This window comes from Vibrio xiamenensis, assembly GCF_900100015.1.
GTDB classification, from domain to species: Bacteria; Pseudomonadota; Gammaproteobacteria; order Enterobacterales; family Vibrionaceae; genus Vibrio; species Vibrio xiamenensis.
The window spans coordinates 58,204-77,776 of record NZ_FNDD01000011.1 but is presented as its reverse complement, the minus strand read 5'-3'; the positions used below and the strand labels follow the sequence as shown (position 1 = coordinate 77,776).

20 protein-coding genes are annotated in these 19,573 nt (G+C 45.9%); 6 read left to right on the top strand and 14 right to left on the bottom strand.

Features of this window, described 5'->3' with window-relative positions:
* Position 1: 1 nt before the first annotated feature.
* The 3 genes from BLS03_RS10830 to BLS03_RS10820 all read right to left on the bottom strand — a co-directional run bounded on the left by BLS03_RS10830 (position 2) and on the right by BLS03_RS10820 (position 2,308).
* Entirely contained in the window at positions 2 to 913 is a 912-nt protein-coding gene (locus BLS03_RS10830) for a DUF3737 family protein (protein WP_093273456.1), read from the bottom strand.
* A gap of 220 nt (positions 914 to 1,133) precedes the next feature.
* Positions 1,134 to 1,580 (bottom strand): cupin domain-containing protein, encoded by a 447-nt coding sequence (locus tag BLS03_RS10825; RefSeq protein ID WP_425445109.1) that lies wholly within the window; start codon positions 1,578 to 1,580, stop codon positions 1,134 to 1,136.
* A gap of 80 nt (positions 1,581 to 1,660) precedes the next feature.
* Complete coding sequence (locus BLS03_RS10820; RefSeq protein WP_093273449.1) at positions 1,661 to 2,308, bottom strand: carboxymuconolactone decarboxylase family protein; 648 nt, start codon at positions 2,306 to 2,308, stop codon at positions 1,661 to 1,663.
* A gap of 479 nt (positions 2,309 to 2,787) precedes the next feature.
* Between BLS03_RS10820 and BLS03_RS10815 the strand changes: the two genes are divergently transcribed.
* Positions 2,788 to 3,693, top strand: a complete 906-nt coding sequence (locus BLS03_RS10815) for an AraC family transcriptional regulator (RefSeq protein WP_093273446.1) — start codon at positions 2,788 to 2,790, stop codon at positions 3,691 to 3,693.
* Between the two features lie 75 nt (positions 3,694 to 3,768).
* Here the strand turns inward: BLS03_RS10815 and BLS03_RS10810 are convergent, their stop codons facing one another.
* The 5 genes from BLS03_RS10810 to BLS03_RS10790 form a co-directional block, all read right to left on the bottom strand.
* A complete protein-coding gene (locus BLS03_RS10810) occupies positions 3,769 to 4,401 on the bottom strand; it encodes a DsbA family protein (protein WP_093273443.1) in 633 nt (210 codons plus the stop codon).
* Between the two features lie 76 nt (positions 4,402 to 4,477).
* Complete coding sequence (locus BLS03_RS10805) at positions 4,478 to 5,251, bottom strand: DUF817 domain-containing protein (RefSeq protein WP_093273440.1); 774 nt, start codon at positions 5,249 to 5,251, stop codon at positions 4,478 to 4,480.
* Positions 5,252 to 5,410: 159 nt separating this feature from the next.
* Entirely contained in the window at positions 5,411 to 5,785 is a 375-nt protein-coding gene (locus BLS03_RS10800) for a hypothetical protein (RefSeq protein WP_093273438.1), read from the bottom strand.
* Positions 5,778 to 6,035 carry a hypothetical protein gene (locus BLS03_RS10795; RefSeq protein WP_143015617.1) on the bottom strand — a complete coding sequence of 86 codons (258 nt, stop codon included), beginning with the start codon at positions 6,033 to 6,035 and terminating at the stop codon, positions 5,778 to 5,780. Before BLS03_RS10795 ends, BLS03_RS10800 begins: the two co-directional genes overlap by 8 nt.
* A 142-nt stretch (positions 6,036 to 6,177) precedes the next feature.
* Entirely contained in the window at positions 6,178 to 7,140 is a 963-nt protein-coding gene (locus BLS03_RS10790) for a Gfo/Idh/MocA family protein (protein ID WP_093273433.1), read from the bottom strand.
* Positions 7,141 to 7,329: 189 nt separating this feature from the next.
* On the opposite strand from BLS03_RS10790, the gene BLS03_RS10785 reads away from it, so the two are divergent.
* Positions 7,330 to 8,094, top strand: coding sequence for a DeoR/GlpR family DNA-binding transcription regulator (locus BLS03_RS10785; protein ID WP_093273430.1), 765 nt, complete (start codon positions 7,330 to 7,332; stop codon positions 8,092 to 8,094).
* Between the two features lie 111 nt (positions 8,095 to 8,205).
* Here the strand turns inward: BLS03_RS10785 and BLS03_RS10780 are convergent, their stop codons facing one another.
* On the bottom strand, positions 8,206 to 9,315 hold the full coding sequence (locus BLS03_RS10780; RefSeq protein WP_093273428.1) for an alpha/beta hydrolase: 1,110 nt from the start codon (positions 9,313 to 9,315) through the stop codon (positions 8,206 to 8,208).
* 341 nt (positions 9,316 to 9,656) lie between these two features.
* A complete protein-coding gene (locus BLS03_RS10775) occupies positions 9,657 to 11,279 on the bottom strand; it encodes a peptide ABC transporter substrate-binding protein (RefSeq protein ID WP_093273425.1) in 1,623 nt (540 codons plus the stop codon).
* A gap of 899 nt (positions 11,280 to 12,178) precedes the next feature.
* Between BLS03_RS10775 and BLS03_RS10770 the strand changes: the two genes are divergently transcribed.
* A complete protein-coding gene (locus BLS03_RS10770; protein ID WP_143015616.1) occupies positions 12,179 to 12,370 on the top strand; it encodes a hypothetical protein in 192 nt (63 codons plus the stop codon).
* A 92-nt stretch (positions 12,371 to 12,462) separates the two neighbouring features.
* Positions 12,463 to 12,957 (top strand): acyl-CoA thioesterase, encoded by a 495-nt coding sequence (locus BLS03_RS10765; RefSeq protein WP_093273420.1) that lies wholly within the window; start codon positions 12,463 to 12,465, stop codon positions 12,955 to 12,957.
* A gap of 49 nt (positions 12,958 to 13,006) precedes the next feature.
* Here the strand turns inward: BLS03_RS10765 and BLS03_RS10760 are convergent, their stop codons facing one another.
* The 3 genes from BLS03_RS10760 to dgcN are packed head-to-tail and all read right to left on the bottom strand — an operon-like array spanning position 13,007 to position 15,853.
* Complete coding sequence (locus tag BLS03_RS10760; protein WP_093273418.1) at positions 13,007 to 13,864, bottom strand: D-amino-acid transaminase; 858 nt, start codon at positions 13,862 to 13,864, stop codon at positions 13,007 to 13,009.
* A gap of 10 nt (positions 13,865 to 13,874) precedes the next feature.
* A complete protein-coding gene (gene dgcA, locus BLS03_RS10755; protein WP_093273415.1) occupies positions 13,875 to 14,849 on the bottom strand; it encodes an N-acetyl-D-Glu racemase DgcA in 975 nt (324 codons plus the stop codon).
* Entirely contained in the window at positions 14,849 to 15,853 is a 1,005-nt protein-coding gene (gene dgcN, locus BLS03_RS10750) for an N-acetyltransferase DgcN (RefSeq protein WP_093273413.1), read from the bottom strand. Before dgcN ends, dgcA begins: the two co-directional genes overlap by 1 nt.
* Before the next feature lie 900 nt (positions 15,854 to 16,753).
* Here dgcN and alr point away from each other — a divergent pair.
* Both alr and BLS03_RS10740 read left to right on the top strand, forming a co-directional pair.
* On the top strand, positions 16,754 to 17,833 hold the full coding sequence (gene alr, locus BLS03_RS10745) for an alanine racemase (RefSeq protein ID WP_093273410.1): 1,080 nt from the start codon (positions 16,754 to 16,756) through the stop codon (positions 17,831 to 17,833).
* Positions 17,834 to 18,100: 267 nt separating this feature from the next.
* Positions 18,101 to 18,349 carry a hypothetical protein gene (locus tag BLS03_RS10740; RefSeq protein WP_093273408.1) on the top strand — a complete coding sequence of 83 codons (249 nt, stop codon included), beginning with the start codon at positions 18,101 to 18,103 and terminating at the stop codon, positions 18,347 to 18,349.
* Between the two features lie 333 nt (positions 18,350 to 18,682).
* Here BLS03_RS10740 and malG read toward each other — a convergent pair whose 3' ends face one another.
* The gene (gene malG, locus BLS03_RS10735) at positions 18,683 to 19,573 is read right to left on the bottom strand and encodes a maltose ABC transporter permease MalG (RefSeq protein ID WP_093273405.1); all 891 of its coding nucleotides are present in this window, start codon (positions 19,571 to 19,573) and stop codon (positions 18,683 to 18,685) included.

Here is a 19,573-nt window from a genome sequence, read left to right as displayed (position 1 = left end):
TTTATTCCTCTTCCTTGGTTTGAATAATACAAGCATTTGGGTCGCGACTGTGTTTATCAATGATGATTTCGCCAATGGAATGGGCTTTGATCTCACCTGCCAGCGGATTCTTAACGCTGATAATATCCGACACGATGTCGGCATTGAGGCTCGAATATTCGAAACACAAATCGGTTTGCTCCATCACACAGTTTTCCATCACCAAGTTTTCGGCATAGCACAGCGGCTGCTCCCCGCGAATGGTGCAATTTACCAAGCGCAAATTTTTCGAGTGCCAACCTAAGTATTCACCGTCTAAAATACTGTCGTAAACCGTGACATTTTCCGTGCCCCAAAATGCATCTTTGGAATCAAGATAAGCGTTTCGAATCGTGACATTTTTGGCATCTTGAAATGAGTAATTACCTTGCAGCTTTAAACCATCTATATCGATGTTTTCACCGTTCATAAATACGTAGTCGGCGCTGCGCATTTCCACATTTCGGATGCGAATATAGTCACACATCCAGAGCGTTTCGCCAGCGTTTGGAAAGCGCGAATCTTCAATGGTCAAATTCGACACCCGACGAAACATTTTTGGCGCTTCAACCACGCAGTTTTTCATGGTGACGTCTTGGCTATACCAAATTGCCGCGCGCGCGTAGACAGTAAATAGGCACTGCTCAATCGTCACCTGTTCGCTGTGCCAAAATGGGTACTTGCCCATAAATTCACACTGTTTAGCGACAATACTCTGGCTGTGTTTTAACGGCGACTCTCCCGGGTAAAAGCGCACTTTCTTCAGCATGACATTGTCTGCTGCATACAAAGAGCGCTCCCCTTCATAGAAACGATCGCTAATGACGGTCTGAGTGCGGTGAGTCTGAGTGTTTGACGAGACAGCACGGCCAGCGACCAAAGAAAGATGATCCATGGGATACCTCGATGAATTGATTTGACCGCACGCCAAGCAGTGTGGCGCTTAGCCAGGAGAAAAAACCATCCTTGGAAATAAGTTTGACGCTGCCGCTCTGGCATTTGAGCTCAGCACGCGATGGCGATAAACCGGGTTTTAACATGCATATCCCTATGCAAAGACAGCGATAAAAATGGGAATATTCAAAGGCAGTGGAAAAGTGAATATTCCCGCAAAGTTATTTGAGCAGCGCGTACTCTTCGTCACTGACAGGTTCACACCACTCGTTGCTTGAACCTTCGGCTGGAATTTCAATAGCTACGTGGGCAAACCAACTGTCTTTGGCTGCACCATGCCAATGCTTAGTTCCTGGCGCGATGTGGACCACATCGCCCGGATTTAACTCTTGGGCAGGTTTACCCGCTTCTTGGTACCAGCCTCGCCCGCCTGTCACCAAAAGGATTTGGCCGCCTTTATGGTGAATGTGCCAAAAGTTTCGACAGCCCGGTTCAAAGGTGACGTTAGCCACAATGATGCCTGGAAGATTCAGCAGCGCTAAATAGCTAGTGCCAGTAAAGTAATCGGCATAAGCGTCGTTGCGCTCACCAAATTCAAAAATCCCTTTACCTTCAAAATTGCCCGCTTTTAATTCAGCGGGAATCAAAGTGTTTAATTGTTGGCTCATCATAAACTCCAATATCAAATAATTCGTTGGTTCTGTGGCAATAAAAGCTGAATGGAATGTCGCTGTATTTTGTCGCTCAATCACTCACCCAAAACGCCGCTCAGTACCGTTTGAGCGTTATCCGCGATATCGTCGCCACAATGCTGACGAATAAGATCGGTAAACTGGTGAAGTTGCTCTACCGTGATGCCGTTATTAAGGCTGATTCCATAATGAGCCTGGAGTTGGCTATTCACACCTTGCATATTGGCTAGTGCGGCAATCGTGGCGAGTTCACGCTGCTTCCAACTCAGAATATCGCGCGCAAAAATATCACCAAACAGATGGGCTTTTAGGTAATGGTCAATCGCCGGAGCGAAATCAAATAGAGCGCCAGTAACTGGTTGGCCGACCAGCTGAGTTTGATTCTCAGTGCCGATGTCGAGGCTGGATTGTGGCTCGCACAGCGAATCGGCGCTGATACCTTCAACGTCAACCAATCCCTGTTGCTTACGTTCATTAACCACCGCCATCAAGGCCCCAAGCGCATTAAGGCTGCGAGGAAACCCTGTGTAGGCATACATCTGAACCAGCACTTCTCGCACTTCACTTATCGTCAAACCCGCATCCAAACCGATATGGAGGCTTGAACTTAGGCTGGTGAGATTACCGCTGGCGGTAAAGGCGGCGATTGGGATTAAGGCTTGCTCTTGTTGAGTTAACATCGGCTCATGGGTTTGCGTTTGCATCGCGACCTCCAAAGTAAAAAACACAGAAAAATGGATGACTTGATGGCAAAAAGCCAAAAAGTGTTAAAAGGGCTCTGCGCTCATTTCCTTGAGCCTGAGACGATATCGCTGGTCATTAATCCAACATGGAATGACGCAAGGTTTATCACCAAAGCAGAGCTCTAATTTACTCCGGTATGCGATTTTTCCGATAGCCTATTCATTTCGAATTCTTGCCTGATTATCCAAATTAACTTCCAAAATCGTCTGTTAAGGCGGTTTCCTTCGTCAAAGTCCATCTGTAATAAAATGAAAATAAATAATTGTTTTAATTAAACTTAACAAGCAAGATCGGGCTAAGGATAGACACCTAAAACCGCGTAAAATCCAGTTAACTTCACACCATTTCTGATTGCCTAATTGTCTTTACTTGAGGAAATTTGCTGTTATAACTTAAAGCATCACTTCTGCTCATCAGCGGATTTATTTGTGGAGTGTTTATGAATTCTTTGTCTCATATCGTCGATTATCAGCACCAGTTAGCTCGCCAAATCTCGCATTGGACTGGTGATCAAAATCAATTCGACACCCCGATTCCAGGCGTTAGGCTCAGCCGCTGGACAGAGCCGACACCACCAGCAAGTTACACCCATAACCCAAGCATTTGCCTGATTGCCCAAGGTCGCAAACGTGTTTTACTCGGTGAAGATGCTTATGTGTATGATGCCAATCACTTTTTGATTTCGTCGGTCGGCCTGCCGATCACCGCCAATATCATGGAAGCGAGCCCCGAAATGCCCTATTTGGGCATCATTATGGAGTTAGATTTACAGGACATTTCGCAGTTGATTGTCGACAGTGAAATGGCGTTTAAGCAGCCCAAACACGCGCAAAAAGGCATAGCTGTGGGCGAACTGTCGATGCCTCTGATTGACGCATTTGTACGTTTGATGGCGCTACTTGATGAGCCAGATAACATTAAAGTGTTGGCGCCAGTGATTAAGCGGGAGATTTTTTATCGTCTGCTGACCACAGAACAAGGGCTGCGCCTAAATCAAGCGGTCACTGCTGGCAGTCACAGCCACCAGATTTCTAAGGCCATTGATTGGTTGAAAAATAACTTCGTCAAACCACTGAGCGTGGGTGAATTAGCCTCATACAGCGGGATGAGCAAATCGGCGTTTTATACCCATTTTCGCTCCATGACATCGATGACGCCGCTGCAATTTCAGAAAAAACTGCGCTTGAGTGAGGCTCGCCGCCTGATGCTGACGGAGAATCTCGACGCCATGGCAACCACCTTTAAAGTCGGTTACGAAAGCCCTTCGCAATTTAGCCGCGAATACAGCCGTATGTTTGGCGCGCCGCCATCCAAAGACATCAAATCGTTACGTGAAGCCAGTTAACCACGTATAAAGTAGAAAGCCCCTGCCAGCTGGCAAGGGCTTTTTATTATTTTAAAGTGAATATAACACTCGAAATTAAGCCTGAGTCGAGGCTAACTCATCAAGCCACTGCTGCCATTGATTAGGTTTTCGATAAAAGCGGCTATGGGGAATGCGCACCATTTGCTGATCGATTTGTGCCAACAGCGTTGGGTATCCCTGCACTTGATATTGCGCCATTAACTGATGGGTATCTTCAACCCATTCGTTCGCCGCTTGAGCTTGCGAGTTCATCAGTTCAACCCACTTGGTTTCGTCGGCGCCAAGCGCTAACGCTAACTGTTTAAGAGTCTCCAGTTTTTCAACTTCGAGCCCCTGCTGATAATGGCCGCGCTGAATGGCTTTAAGCATCGCCATCGGGTTCATGGCTAATTGACTCGCAACGTACAAAGCACGGATCGGCATAAACGAGTCCAATATCAGCGGCGCATCGCTGGTCACGCGCGCCAGATAACCATCACCAAATAAGCTGCCCGTTTCGGTTTGAATCCGCTTATCTGCTTGGACAATGTGCTGACGAAAACCGCTATCGATAGCTTGATGTGCAATCATCCCGCCGGGATGATACTCGAGCTCAAAACCGCGGTGCTGCTCAACAATCTCCATCAGTTGTCCGGCGCCATAACACCAGCCGCACATTGGGTCAAAAAAGTAGTGTATTTTAATCATGGTGTATTTCTTCCTGTGCACCGCTTGCGGCTTCGCTCTCTACTAAATACTACTATAAAGAATAAAACCTTGAATGTTAGAGACTTTTATCGACAGCTAACTGTGATTTTCGTAATTGAATATTGTTGATGATCGTCACCAATACAAAGCTCAGCATCACCAATAAATACCAAGAGCTCAACTTGGTTAATGACACCATTTGCCAGTGGCTGCTTTGATTTGGATAAATCCACACATTAGCAAATGTGGCGATATTTTCAGCAAACCAAATAAATAACGCCACCAAAAACCAACCCAATAACAATGGCATATGACGATGGGTCTTGACCACTCTAAAATAGAGGCGAGTTTTGTAAAACAAAACTATCGCACAGGCGAACAGCAGCCATCGAATATCCCAAATATAATGGTGACTGAAAAAATTAATATAAATCAACGCCACTAAACCTGCCGTTAATCCTTTGGCAGGGTAAAACGAGTATTCGAACTCAAAAATCCGCCAGATACGTGTGATATAGCTCCCCACCGCACTGTACATAAAACCGGTGAATAAAGGCACATTACCGATGCCAAATAGATAGGCTTCCGGATAAGTCCACGAGCCAATCGCATCCGAAGTTTTAAATAACTCCATCACAGTCGCCAACACATGGAACACAACGATGACCAGCGATTCGCGAAAGTTTTCTAACTTAGTCACTATCAGGAAAATTTGAAAAGCGATCGCCGCGAGAAAAATAAAATCGTAGCGATGAATCGATTCAAGTGGGTACCAATAACTGGTCGCTACCATAATCACTAACAAGAAACCGCCAAATAGACTGGCATACGCTTGCTTTAAACCAAAAATCCAAAATTCATGTACTGCTTGTTTAAATTCATATTTTGCGCATGTTAAGTGGTTTTAAAAACTTGCCAATAAAGCGGAGGTTAACCTTGCATCCGAGCTATCCGCAAAGCGGTGACTTGGAAAAGCAATCGCTTAGGCAAGCAACTGACTAACCCATAATCAGCTCGAAAAAGGGCTCACACCTTCCACTCGAGCGCCGCACCAATAACACATCATGTTTCTACGGCCAATCTTTTTGCCACACTGCGTACACTCAGTAACGGCTTGTCTTATCGGCGTCATTCGACCATCCAATTTGCCATCACGCAGGTCGATTTCATTCATTTTTTTGACCAAATCGCTTTCGCTCACGCCAAGTTGTGCAGACAGCAGTTCCCACATGGCTTGATTAGCCAGCACTAAGGTGTCCATTTTGCGCTGCAGATCCTTAACCGAAACGGAAGTGGAGCGTGCCACACTCGCAACGTTTTTAGTATTGGTTTCATTATCGGCAATTTGAAAGCCTTGAATCAGATTCCAGATGGTATCAAGCACAGTGTTTTTCCTTTCTCGCGCGGCAAAGCGTACTCAGTGTCTTTCTCACTACGGTCACGATAAAACTGGCGAATACGCCAACGACCGCTCCGATCATCAAATAAGGGAGAGCAAGGTCGTTGTGCATAATGTCGAGATAGTCTTGCGTGGTGGGTTCTAAAGGAAACCTTGTGTCGCCAGTTTGCAAAAACAAACGAAACAAAAAGCCGCACAATGCAAACCATACCACCAGAAAAACATTCCATTTCACAAACGCTTGCCCCACAAGGGTTGTTTACCAAGGTAAACAATCCAAATCGTTCTGTATCATTGCGTCAGGGCTCAGAGTTTTACTAAGTTTTTCTGATGGTTATTGATATTGATGTCGAAATTTTCGGCTTCGCGCAGCGGCGTTAAGCTTGCACGCGACCTTGCTCAAGGATGCCCATCACCGCCACAGAGCGCTGCAAGTATTGGTAGCACTTGGTGAGATCGTTGTGCGCGTACATCTCCATAAAATGGCGGAATTCATACACCATATGATTATCAACATCGTGCTGGTTAAACACCTGACGGTGCCCATCGACATGCAGTTCTACCGAGGCGGCAATATTCGGCGTTCCTTGAATGACCAAGTAACCCTTTTCACCTTGAATCGTAAAATGGCCTGGGCTTTGTGAATCTTTCGCGCCGCTGCACACCGAAATAAACTCTGGGTATGTCATCACCATGACGCCCGAGGTATCGATGCCGTTATAGCCATGATTGGCGGTATAGGTCACTTGCTGTGGTACACCGAGGAGATAGCAACACAGGTGCAAATTGTAGACGTTGATGTCATACAGCGCGCCACCAGCAAACTGCGGATCAAATGCAGGATGAACATCCCCTTGCAGATATTTGGCATAGCGGCTGGAGAGCTGAGAATAGTTACCTTGCACCAATTTGACTGCGCCAATTTGAGGCAGTAAACGTTGAGCGATTTGAACGTTAGGCGCATGAATATTGGTCACCGCTTCAAACAAAAACAATCCTTGCTGCTGCGCCAAATCTCTTAGTTGGCATAACTCGTCGACGTCCTTAGTAAACGGTTTTTCACAAATCACATGTTTAGCGGCTTTCAAAGCCAACCACGAATAGTGAAAATGCATGTTATTTGGAATACCCACGTAAATAAAATCAATACTTGGGTCTTCAAGCATCAAATCGTAGTCGGTATAGATCTTCTCAATAGCATATTGCTCACACAGCTGCTGTGCTCGCACATAACTGGTTTGGCGCACAAAAATGGCTTCGCAGCGTACCCCTTCAATCTGCTGCAACGCATCTAAGCACGATTCAACAATATTTCCCGCACCGATAATGCCAATATTCATCTTTACCTCACTTAACATCACTTACAAAAGCGTAAATCAACTTAAATAGATCGATAAAGTCGCATAAACACTGATTAGTAGTCAATAATCTTAATTAAAAATAAGCAACCATAATTCTTTGTATTAAATTCACCCAACATCACTTACAATCACTTAAAAATTGCAATATTGAATAGGCAAAGCGGCAACATGACACAAGAAGAGCGTCTGATTGAACTGGAGTCTTTGGTGCGTAGCCAAGGTAAAGTGACGATTGAAACCATTTGCGAGCGGTACAATATTTCTTATGACTCCGCTCGTCGTGATCTAGTAAAACTGACCGAACTGCCGGGGATTTTGCGTATTCGCGGCGGCGCCATCGTCAATGAAGCCACGCGACATCTCTCCTTTGCCCAGCGCAACAAACCGGACCCGGTGAAGCAACAACTCGCCCAAATGGGCACAGCTCTGGTTGAAAGTGGTGACACCCTATTTCTTGATGCGGGCACCACACTTGAACTGCTCGCCACAGGCTTGAGCGTTGAAGCGAAAGTGATCACCAACTCGCTGGAAAACCTTAATGCTTTACGAGATAAAAGCCACATCAGCAAATGTGTACTAGGCGGCATGTTTGACGATCACTCTCACGCCGTGCTCGGCAACATTACGATTGAGCAAATCAAACATTATCGCGCCAATCGCGCCTTTATTGGTGTGAGTGCACTATCGGAAGATGGCATTACTACAGACAGTGAAATGGATGCGGCGCTGAAAAAGGCCATGGCCGAGCAATCACAGCAAGTGATATGCATAGCAACCGCAAATAAATTCAATACCCAGTTGATGCACCAATCTTGCACTTGGCGAGACATCGACTGCCTTATCACCGACAGCATGCCACCGCAGAATATTCTTAAGCGGCTAGAAGACCATGACGTGAATTTGCTGCTGATTGAAAACTCATCGGCCAATTAAAGCGCTGCTGACAAAAGCTTGCCTAACTGGTTACACCTCAATAGCAAAAGACGAGAAGGTCGCCCTGCTCGTCTTTTTATTCAACAACCTAACCTTTAGGTGTTCACCCTATTAAGCCAAGTGTTGTTTAAAGAACGCTTCCAGTTTATCAAACGGAATTACGTCCATTTGATCGTACAAATCCGTGTGGGTTGCACCTGGAATGATCATCAGCTCTTTAGGTTCAGCTGCCGCTGCGTAAGCCGTTTCACTGAAATAACGTGAATGGGCTTTCTCACCATGCACAAACAGCACCGGACGCGGTGAAATTTCAGCAATGTAAGTCAAAATCGGCATGTTCATAAACGACAGTGGCGTAGTCAGAGTCCACGAAGCATTAGAGTTCACAGCACGCGGATGGAAACCGCGCTGCGGTGATTTGTAATACGCGGCATATTCAACCACAAATTGAGGCTCACCACCTTGCAGCTCAAGCGAGACCGGGCCATAAGCCGTTTGCCCATTTTCAGCATCTTGCCAACGTTGCTGTGCCAATTGTTCAAGGCTTTGTGTGCGCTGCTCAAGTGTCACGCTGTCGTTATAGCCTTTGGAATATAAACGTGTCATGTCGTACATGGTGCTTGCCGCCACCGCTTTGATGCGTTTATCAATCGCCGTCGCATTCAGCACCATACCGCCCCAGCCACAAATACCAATGGCGCCGATACGCTCGCGATCGACATTGGCTTGCAGGCCAAGAAAATCCACCGCGGCGCTGAAATCTTCGGTATTAATGTCTGGAGAAGCGACGTTACGTGGCTCGCCGCCGCTTTCCCCGGTGTAAGAAGGATCAAATGCCAGAGTGACAAATCCACGTTCAGCCATGGTTTGTGCATACAGACCCGATGATTGCTCTTTCACCGCACCAAATGGGCCGCTAAGTACCAAACCCGATAATTTGCCGTTGGCGTTTTTCGGTTGGTATAAATCGGCCGCTAAGGTGATGCCATAACGGTTAGTGAAGGTTACTTTTTGGTGGTCAACTTTGTCACTTTTTGCAAATGTTTTGTCCCACTCGCTGCCAAGTTCAAGCTGAGTGTTCGCTGCTGCGGTTTCAGTACTCAATGCCCCTACTCCTATTGCGACCAGACCTGCGCTGGTCATTTTCATCATGGTTCGGCGCCCAGTATCAACGAACTCCTGAGCGGTGTTTAGTTCTGCTGTTTCACTTTGATTTTTCATGATAATTACTCCGAATCAGCCTGAAGCGCGAGGGCGACATATCAGGCGTTAAAGTTGGCTATCACTTAAAGGCGAAAGACTCACAAGCCGAAGTAAGCAACAGCAATTTCGAGGAGCTTATTGTGGCGTAACGACGTGGTTTTTAGTTAGCCAGATGATGTGGGTTTATTGCCTATTCGTCCAAAAATCTATCGAATGGCAATCGTAGAGATGATGAGTATTTAGCGCTGCAAGTGGATTGCGGATATCAAAAAGCCCCCTCATCCATCGTGATGAATGAGGGGGCTTTGGGCATTAACTTGCCTTGCTTCTTAGCCGATATCGACTGGGATGGCTAACATTTACGGCTCGATAAAGTACATATCTTTGGCGTAAATATTGCCTTTAGGATTATTGGTTGGGAATCCTTTGAGCGTCTTTTGCACCAAGCGAGTTTGCTTATAGTAATACAGTGGGATAACCGGCGCGGCGTCGGCTAAACGCGTTTCTGCCTGATGAAACAGCGCATAACGTTCCGCTTTATCGCTGGTTACGCTTGCTTGTTGCAGCAAGTCGTCAAACTTTTGGTCGCAAAAACCCGTTTCATTTTCAACATTGTTACAAGTGTAGGACGCCAGCACCGAAGATGGCTCTGCGTAATCGCCAAATGACCAAGAGCGCGCCACTTGGTAGTCACCCAAGGATTTAGCAGACACATACGCTTTCCACTCCATATTTTGCAAATGCACTTGAACGCCGAGCGGTTTCCACATCGCAGCCAACGCGATTGCGATGGTTTTGTGGTTCTCACTGGTGTTGTATGTGATGGTGAACTCAAGTGGATGCTCACTGTCATAACCAGCCTCTTCAAGCAGCTGCTTGGCTTGTTTTAGCCGAATCGACATATCTTGATCGCTATATTCCATATGCGCGGCTGAATAATCAGCAATGATTGACGGCACCAGTGTATAGGCTGCTTGCTCTCCTTGACCGGTAATTTTGTCAACCAGAATATTGCGATCAATTGCCATATTCAGCGCTTGTCTGACTTTGACATTATCGAAAGGTGCTTTGCGAGTATTAAACGAATAGAGATACGTGCCAAGCAGCGGCAAGCCTTGGATTTGCGACGGATCTTCTTTCATCAAACGCTGATACTGCTCAAGCTGAATGCGGTTGGTCATATCAATTTCACCAGACTGATAACGCACCAACTCAGCATTTTGCGACGCCAGACCCAGGTAGGTAACGCCCTCAATGACGGTGTTGGCGTTATCCCAATACTCAGCGTTACGTTTAACCTCCACATATTCATTCGGTACCCATTTCACCAGAGTGTAGGCACCGTTGGTTGCAATGTGCTCTGGTCTGGTCCACTGCTCGCCATATTGGCTCACTACCGCTTGAGGAATTGGAAAGAAGGTTTTAACGCTCATCAGGCTAAGAAAATAAGGCGTTGGCTTGCTCAATTGCACCTCAAGTTGAGTATCACTGAGCGCTTTTACCCCAAGCTGATCAGGCGCTTTATCCCCGGCAATAATGGCATCGGCGTTAACAATATTCGCGGTAGTGAAATAATGGCCGGTAGTATTACCAGTATTCGGATTTACCGCTCGCTGCCAAGCATAAACGAAATCACTGGCCGTTAATGGCGAGCCATTTGACCATTTAAGGCCATCTTTAAGCACAAAGGTAATGGTCTTGCCATCAGGCGAAACCGACCACGACTTTGCCTGGCCGGGAACCATTTTCCCGTCAAGGTCCTCAATGATAAGCCCTTCAAACATATCATTGACGATAACATCACCTGGCATACCCGAATTCACTAATGTCGGATCGAGAGTGCTTGGTTCAGCGCCATTGCCGCGCACTAAATGTTGCTGCTGAGCAAGCTGAGTACCTTGTGGAACATGAGCGGCCCAAACGGCGCTCGAGGAGAGAGAGGCCAGCGAGGCGATGACAAGTGATAGAGCGTTTAACTTCATTGGAGCATCCTTTACATGCATGACGTTAGCGATCATTTCAACCCAATAAATCGCCAATGTCACACCTAGAGACATGTGTAAAATCGCAGGATAAACCAATGTTCATATAATTAATATTGATAAGAATAAGAAATTGAATAACAAAGTGTTCTATCAAATAACTAGAAAAAACAATTAATAAAAAAACGAAATATAAACACAAACCTCATTCCTGTGGATTATATTTTCATTTTAAAAACCTGACCTGGCGCCCCTATACGCCCTACAATTTGAACCAACTTTAATTCGTCTTATAAGATCGAAATTTAAATTTGTGAAAGAAAGACTAATAAACTTTAAAAAATAGCCTAAAAATAAATTCGATGGATTTTTTTTAAAGTTAATAAACCATATAAAGTGGTTAAATAGCCATAACTTAGCAAGAAATATGATTGTGACATCGCGAATTACAATTGCTAAGCCAATGACACCCCCAATAGAAGCACAAACATAACAAACTGAAATTAAAGGATATAATTTATAAAAACGTTTAAGTATCCAAATCCTCAACCGCCAATCAAATAGTCACTTTAATGATATCCATTGTATCTAAACACATTAGACAATGATTAAACAAACACGTCCCGCCTATTGTAAATATAAAATCACCATCACTACATTTACCACCTACTTTTTTCAACAAAACTTAAAATATATTTAACTAGATTTAAATTCGAGACAAACTTTAAATTACATCCATTATTATTAATTATATTAATAATTAGATACATTTTTACTTATTCACTTCAAAGAATAATAGAATTTTAAGCAGATAATACCTCACCACAAGATCATTAATTAAGCAACATCAATGTTTTTGTGCAACGCAAAATATGGGTAAGCCGTCCAAAGATTGGCAAATGGCGTCAAGTTCATACCTTCCAGACGCCGTGACTTTTGGAGATTGGACTCTTGCAGGAAAAGTCGAAGACATCAATGCAATCAGCTGGGGCGATGAGTTAGTGCCAAAACTGATTGCGAGAAAGAGCATGCCACCTTATAGCCAACATATCGTCTACGACAAAAACCTTATCCAAACGCTCAAATCCTAATTGACACCAAGCGATTTTTTGTACAAGTTGAACGCTATGTTATCAGTTTGTGACCACACAGTTTAGCATTCACCGATAAGAAGGAATGGCCGATGAATCCGGGTCAACGCAGCTTAACCTTGCGCTTTTTAGCAGAACCTACCGATGTCAACTTCGGCGGCAAAGTCCACGGCGGCGCCGTAATGAAGTGGATAGACTTAGCGGCTTACGCCTGCTCGGCCTCTTGGAGTGGCAAGTATTGCATCACCGCCTACGCTGGGGGAATTCGCTTTGTCTCACCAATTTTGGTGGGCAATCTCGTTGAAGTGAATGCCAAAGTGGTTTACACCGGAAAGACCTCGATGCACATCGCCATCGATGTTCAAGCCAGTGACCCCAAAGAGATGAAAAACCACCTCACCACGCACTGTATCGTGATTATGGTCGCGGTCGATGAGAATGGTAAACCCACTCCGGTGCCCGAGTGGGTACCTGAAACCGAGGAAGACATTGAGCTGCGTAAATCAGCGATTCGTTTGATGGAGATGCGCCAAGAGATCGGCGAAGAGATGGAAGCGCACGTCAAGTATTTAAAAACCGACGCTTAATAGCAAAACACCCGCAAGTTGCGGGTGTTTTTTTCTGCTTAACTTGGCGTTAAACCGCAAGCTCGCGAGCCGTTTTGATGTAAATGTCGCGCAGTTTAAGCGCGAGTTCACCGGGCTTACCACTGCCGATCGGCTTGTCATCAATGGCGACAACAGGCCAAACAAAAGTGGTGGCCGAGCTGATAAACGCTTCTTTAGCTTGATACGCTTCATCAATCGTAAATAAGCGCTCTTCGATGGTCAGATTCATCTCTTTTGCCAGCGCCATTAGCGAAGCACGAGTAATCCCATGCAAAATATCGTTACTTAGCGGGCGAGTTACGAGCACATTATCGTCGGTGACGATATAAGCGTTACTTGAACCGCCTTCGGTCACAAACCCATCTTCAATCAACCACACATCTTCTGCACCTGCCGCGTGTGCGGCATGTTTTGCCATACACGCTGGCAGCAAACTGGTGGTTTTGATGTCGCGGCGACGCCAGCGAATATCATCAAACGAGATCACTTTGATACCAGTTTGAGTTTTCGGGCTCTCGATCAGGCTACGTGATTGGGTAAACAGCACTAAGGTAGGCGCAATCTCATCACTGTATGAAAAATCACGGTCACCTTCATCGCCGCGTGTCAGTTGCAGATAAATCCCGCCTTCCACTAAGCCATTTTTTTCGATCAACTGGCGCTGAATGTCCATCAACTCATCACCAGTAACCGGCATTTTAATCCCCAATTCTTTCGATGAACGCTCTAAACGCGCTAAGTGTCCTTCATGGTCAATCAGCTTGCCGTCCAAAACTGCGGTGACTTCATATACGGCGTCAGCAAAAAGAAAGCCGCGGTCAAAGACCGAAATTTTTGCCGCAGATTCTGCGAGGTACTCTCCATTGAGATAAACGATACGTTCCATTATTTTCCCCTTACCCCCACAACTGACTGTGGAAAGGCAGCATCGAATTATTTTCAAATTCAAAGCCGTGTTCAATATCTTCGCTCAAAAGCAGTGGGCCATCTAAGTCCACAACTTCGGCACCTTGCGCCACCACAAAAGCTGGCGCCATACTCAGTGATGACGACACCATACAACCGACCATGATTCTCAGCCCAGCTTGCTCAGCTTGCGCTTTGAGAGCCAACGCCTCAGTCAAACCACCTGTTTTATCGAGCTTAATGTTAATCATGTCATAGCGGCCTATCACTTTGCTGAGACTCTGGCGGTCATGGCAAGATTCGTCAGCGCAAATCGCAATCGGTCGCTCAAGCGTATCCAAAACATGATCGTTATCGGCATGAAACGGCTGCTCAATCATGGCAACGTCTAACTTCAAAAGCTCTGGGATCAGCTGCTGATAAATCTCTGCTGTCCACGCTTCATTGGCATCCAAAATGATGGTCGCGTTCGGCGCACCGCGGCGCACCGCTTGAACACGCTTAAGATCGTCAGGACCGCCCAGCTTGAGTTTCAAAAGCGGACGATGAGCATGTTCGATGGCGGTTTTTTCCATGTTTTCCGGCGTATCAAGCGACAAGGTATAGGCGGTGGTCAGCGGACCTGCGTCAAGATTCACCTTATCCCATACCGACTGCCCCGCTTGCTTACACTCCAAATCCCATAGTGCACAATCAAGGGCATTGCGCGCCGCGCCCGAAGGCAGCAGTGGCTGAAGTTGTTCGCGGCTAATGCCCGCTTCAACTTGCTCAATCACCGTTTTAATTTGTGCCACAACCGAATCGATCGACTCACCGTAACGGCCATAAGGAACGCATTCTCCGCGCCCTTTAATACCTTGGTGTTCAATTTCAACAATGATGGTTTCGGCATGGGTTTTACTGCCACGCGAAATGGTAAAACTGCCGCGAATTGGCCAACTTTGGGTATAAAGATCAACCTTCATTACAGCTCCAGCAATTTATCGACAATGCGTGATACGCCTTGGCGGAATGGGTCAACCACAGGAAGGCCAACCTCCGATTCGACTTTGTCCATGTACTCAAGCGCTTCGCTTTCTGCAAGGCCTGAAGTGTTGATTGAAACGCCAACAAATTGCACGTTCGGGTTCGTCAGTTTCGCGGTAGCGATGTTCGCTGCCATACACTCTTTCAGCTCAGGCAATTTGTAATCCGGTAAGCCGCGCATGTGCGTACGTGTTGGTTCGTGGCACAGCACCAAAGCATCGGCTTGAGAGCCATGAATCAACCCTGTGGTGACGCCCGCAAACGACGCGTGGAACAGTGAACCTTGACCTTCAATCACATCCCAGTGCTGCGGATCGTTTTCAGGTGTGATGGTTTCAATTGCACCAGACACAAAATCAGATACCACGCAATCTGCGCTCACGCCGGCACCGGTAATCAGAATGCCGGTCTGGCCTGTTGCGCGAAAATCGGCGTCAACACCGCGCTCTTTCATCTCTTTTTCAATCGCCAAAGAGGTGTACATCTTGCCCACAGAGCAGTCTGTACCAACGGTAAGAACGCGTTTACCTGCACGTTTTTTACCATTCGCTACCGGGTAAGTTTGGGTTGGATAACGGACATCAAACAACTGACAACCATTTTTGCTCGCACATTCCACTAACTCTGGAATATCAACCAGTTTGTTGTGCAGACCGGCAGCGATATCCATCCCAGCATCTAGTGCTTGCACCAATACTGATACCCACTCTTTAGAGATCACGCCGCCGCGGTTAGCAACGCCTATCACCAAGGTTTTTGCGCCCGCCTCTGCAGCTTGATCAATGGTCATGTCTTCAAGACCGACATCCGCATTACAGCCTTCTAGACGCAGCTGACCAACGCAATAGTCTGGGCGCCATGTTTTGATCCCTTGCGCGACTTTGGCAGCCAGTGCATCTGCCGCATCGCCCAAGAATAATAGGTAAGGTTGTTTAAGTTCCATTTTGCTGTACTCCATATTGAGGCGATATCGCGCCAGACATAAATATCAATCGACAATACAATCTACAGAGCAAAATTCGTGACAACAATACATTCAACAGCAAAATATCATTCAAAAAATAGTCAATACACCGCAAATAATTGAATAACAAGTCATAACATTAAATAAAAATGAATAAAAATTCACAAAGTTTAATTTTGCGCAAAAATCTGATCAACACAAATAATTTAGAATAAACAACACGTTTACATATTCATATTTGGAAGATTGTATTATCGGCAAATTGATTGGGCATAAGATCTAAAATTTAGCGCAACCCCTAATTCAGAGATTTATGCCATAAAAATAACACTTAATAGATATTCGTTATTTGTGATCTGTGTCGTTATATTCAATAAATATTCACAATGAATGACTTAAAATTAATGCACCCCCAGCCTTTATTGCACTAAATTAATGCTAAATATTCCCAAAATGGTGCATATTGAGTTATTTTCAACCAATCATTGCAGCATCGATTCGAAGAAAAACGTCATGTTTAACAATCAATAGAAAAATTTCCTACAGAATTTAAATCTGGAAAATAAAACTTTTAAAAAATAAATTTCCAAACAAGATGAAAACTAAAACATTCAACAGGCAATCTGTTTAAGCAGCATAGAACTCGGCATATGAACCTCAGGTGAGAGATTGATCCGGCAAATGTCATAACAGCCAAATGGTCTGCATATTGCTTAATCTGCTACAAGAACAACTCGCTAACATCACGAGAGTTAGCGAGCCACACCATTTACAGACACCCAAAGCGCTTTGGCTTTAAGCGCAACAAATCAAAGATTTAACGCCAAGTCGATGCCTATCGAACGGCCATGGAAGAACATTTGTATTAAGGAAGATTCAATGATCACTGCCGAAGCGGTTATTAACCTCAAGTCTCTTAGCGATAACTACGACAGACTCAAACAACAATGCGCAAACCGCTCGGTTATCGCGGTGATCAAAGGCGATGCTTATGGACACAATGCGATTAAAACCGCGCAAACTTTGGCGCAGGCCGATATGTTTGCCGTTTCACGCATTGAAGAAGCATTGGAACTGAGAGCGGCAGGCATTCACCAACCAGTGCTACTGCTGGAAGGGGTATTTTGCCAACGCGATCTTGAAATCGCAGCCAGTGAAGGATTTCACACTGCGATTCATTGCCAAGAGCAACTTGAGGATCTCAGACAAGCCAATATCAATACCCCCATTTCAGTGTGGCTAAAGCTCGATACGGGCATGCACCGCTTGGGCGTTCAACCCTATGAGCTGAGTGATTATGTCGGGCAAATCCACGCCACCAATAAACTGGCGGGACCAGTTGGGTTTATGAGCCATTTTAGCTGCGCCGACGATTTCGAGTCCCTCACAACCAAGCGGCAAATTGAGTTGTTCTTGTCCCAAACTGCGCCCTTCCCCGGTCCAAAAACACTGGCGAACTCGGCGGGTATTCTGTATTGGCCAAACTCACACTTGGACTACCAACGCGCCGGGATTGCGCTGTATGGCATTAGCCCAAATGAAGAGCAAGTTGGTAAGCAACACGGTTTAAAACCTGCGATGACGTTGAAATCGAAGTTGATTGCGGTGCGCTCACATCATGCCAACCAACCCGTCGGTTATGGTGAGACATGGTCGTCACAACAAGACACCTCTATTGGCGTGGTCGCTATGGGCTATGGCGATGGTTACCCGCGCAGCATTCCCGAAAGAACACCTGTGTACATCAATGGCAGAGAGGCGCCGATTGTTGGACGCGTCTCGATGGACATGATCACCGTCGATTTAGGCCCACACGCCCGCGATAACGTTGGGGACGACGTGGAATTTTGGGGCGACAACTTAGCGATTGAAAAAGTGGCCAAGCATATTGGGACAATTCCTTACGAACTGACCATCAAGCTGACCCAGCGCGTGCACCGACGTTATATCAGCCAGTAAACAACCTGCATGGCAGACGCAGCGCGCCTACCCCTTAGGCAAGATGTGATAATAATGGCGAACTTAAGCTAAGGGTTTGAAGTGGCGAATATTTTGCAATATACACCGCGCTTGTTCGCGTTTACTGCTCGCGAAAGATATTTATTGATTAGCCAGAGAATTGGAATGTTTTTATAGATAACTTTCACTTCGCCACAAATTTGTCATCTTTTGTTCATCTGCCTTTGGTTAAATCTTCACGTTAAACAACCACATAAGGATTTGAACTTGGCGCTTGTAGCAACCACTCTCAGTGAATCAACGCTGGCTGATTCTAAAGCGGTCGAATATCAATGGGTAAGAACCATGTATGTGGAAGGATACAGTGAGCAAGACATCAATCACTATATTCAAACCTGCTTTGGCGGTGATGAGACCTTCGCCAATCTGTTTCGCAAGGTGGCGTTAAAGCAAGAGAGCTTATACGTTCTACTGCAATATTTGGGCTGCGCCCCATCCAACAAAGAGCTGAGCTAAAGGCTGAGCTTTATGAGCACAGCGCTCAGTTTTGCTGGTTTATTACCTCGCCATTCATAGCATTCTTCGCATTCACTCGTATCGACCCAATCTGTTTCTTTACCGCCCTAGCAGGCGGTTTATTATTGCTGGCAAACAGACATAAAAAAACCCGAGTAAAACTCGGGTCATGGTTACAAAAACTGTTAGTGAACTATCTAGTAAGGAATAAAACTAACAGCCAGCTATGCGTAACGCCAGTCTGTTCTTCCACTTAGCTTGTCGGCGGCCAAACCAAAGGTGCTAAGCGAAGAGACAAAATGGGCGACCTTACGGTCGCCCTTATCGTTGTTATTAACCTTTCACCCCACCGGCGGTGAGTCCACCAACCAGCCAGCGTTGTGCAAGTAAGAACACGACAGTTATTGGTAATGCAGAAAGCACTGCTGCTGCTGCGAAATCACCCCATAGATAGTTTTGAGGGTAGAGATATTGCTGCATACCAACCGCTAAGGTGTAAGAGTTTACATCAGAAAGCAGCAGTGATGCCACCGGAACTTCGCCAACCACCGCAATAAACGACAGAATAAATACCACCGCTAAAATCGGCACAGACAGAGGTAACAGTACCAGTCTGAACGCTTGCCATGGCGTTGCACCATCCAGCGCTGCCGCCTCTTCAAGCGAGTTATCGATGGTTTCAAAGTAGCCTTTGATGGTCCATACGTGCAGCGCGATACCGCCTAAGTATGAGAAGATCAAACCGCCATGGGTGTTCAAACCAAGGAATGGAATGTACTGACCCAATTTATCAAATAGTGCGTACAGCGCAACCAACGCCAATACTGCCGGGAACATTTGGAAAATCATCATCGCTTTAAGGATGGTGTTTTTGCCTTTAAAGCGCATACGCGCAAATGCGTAAGCAGAGGTTGTTGACAGCGCCACAATCAAAATGGATGAAATGCCCGCCACTTTGACTGAGTTCCATAACCAAGTCAGAACTGGGAATGGCGGCGGCGTTACAGTGCCGTCAGCATTGGTCACAGAGAAGCCCAGTGCCAGTTTCCAGTGCTCAAGCGATGGGTTATCAGGAATCAAGCTACCGGTTGCGAAGTTACCTTCACGAAACGAGATAGCGATGACCATCAACAGCGGGAATATAATCAATGCAAGGAATGCCCATAGCGCGGCATGCGTTGCCCAAACTCGGTATTTCAGCGATTTACCTTGAACCATTGCCAT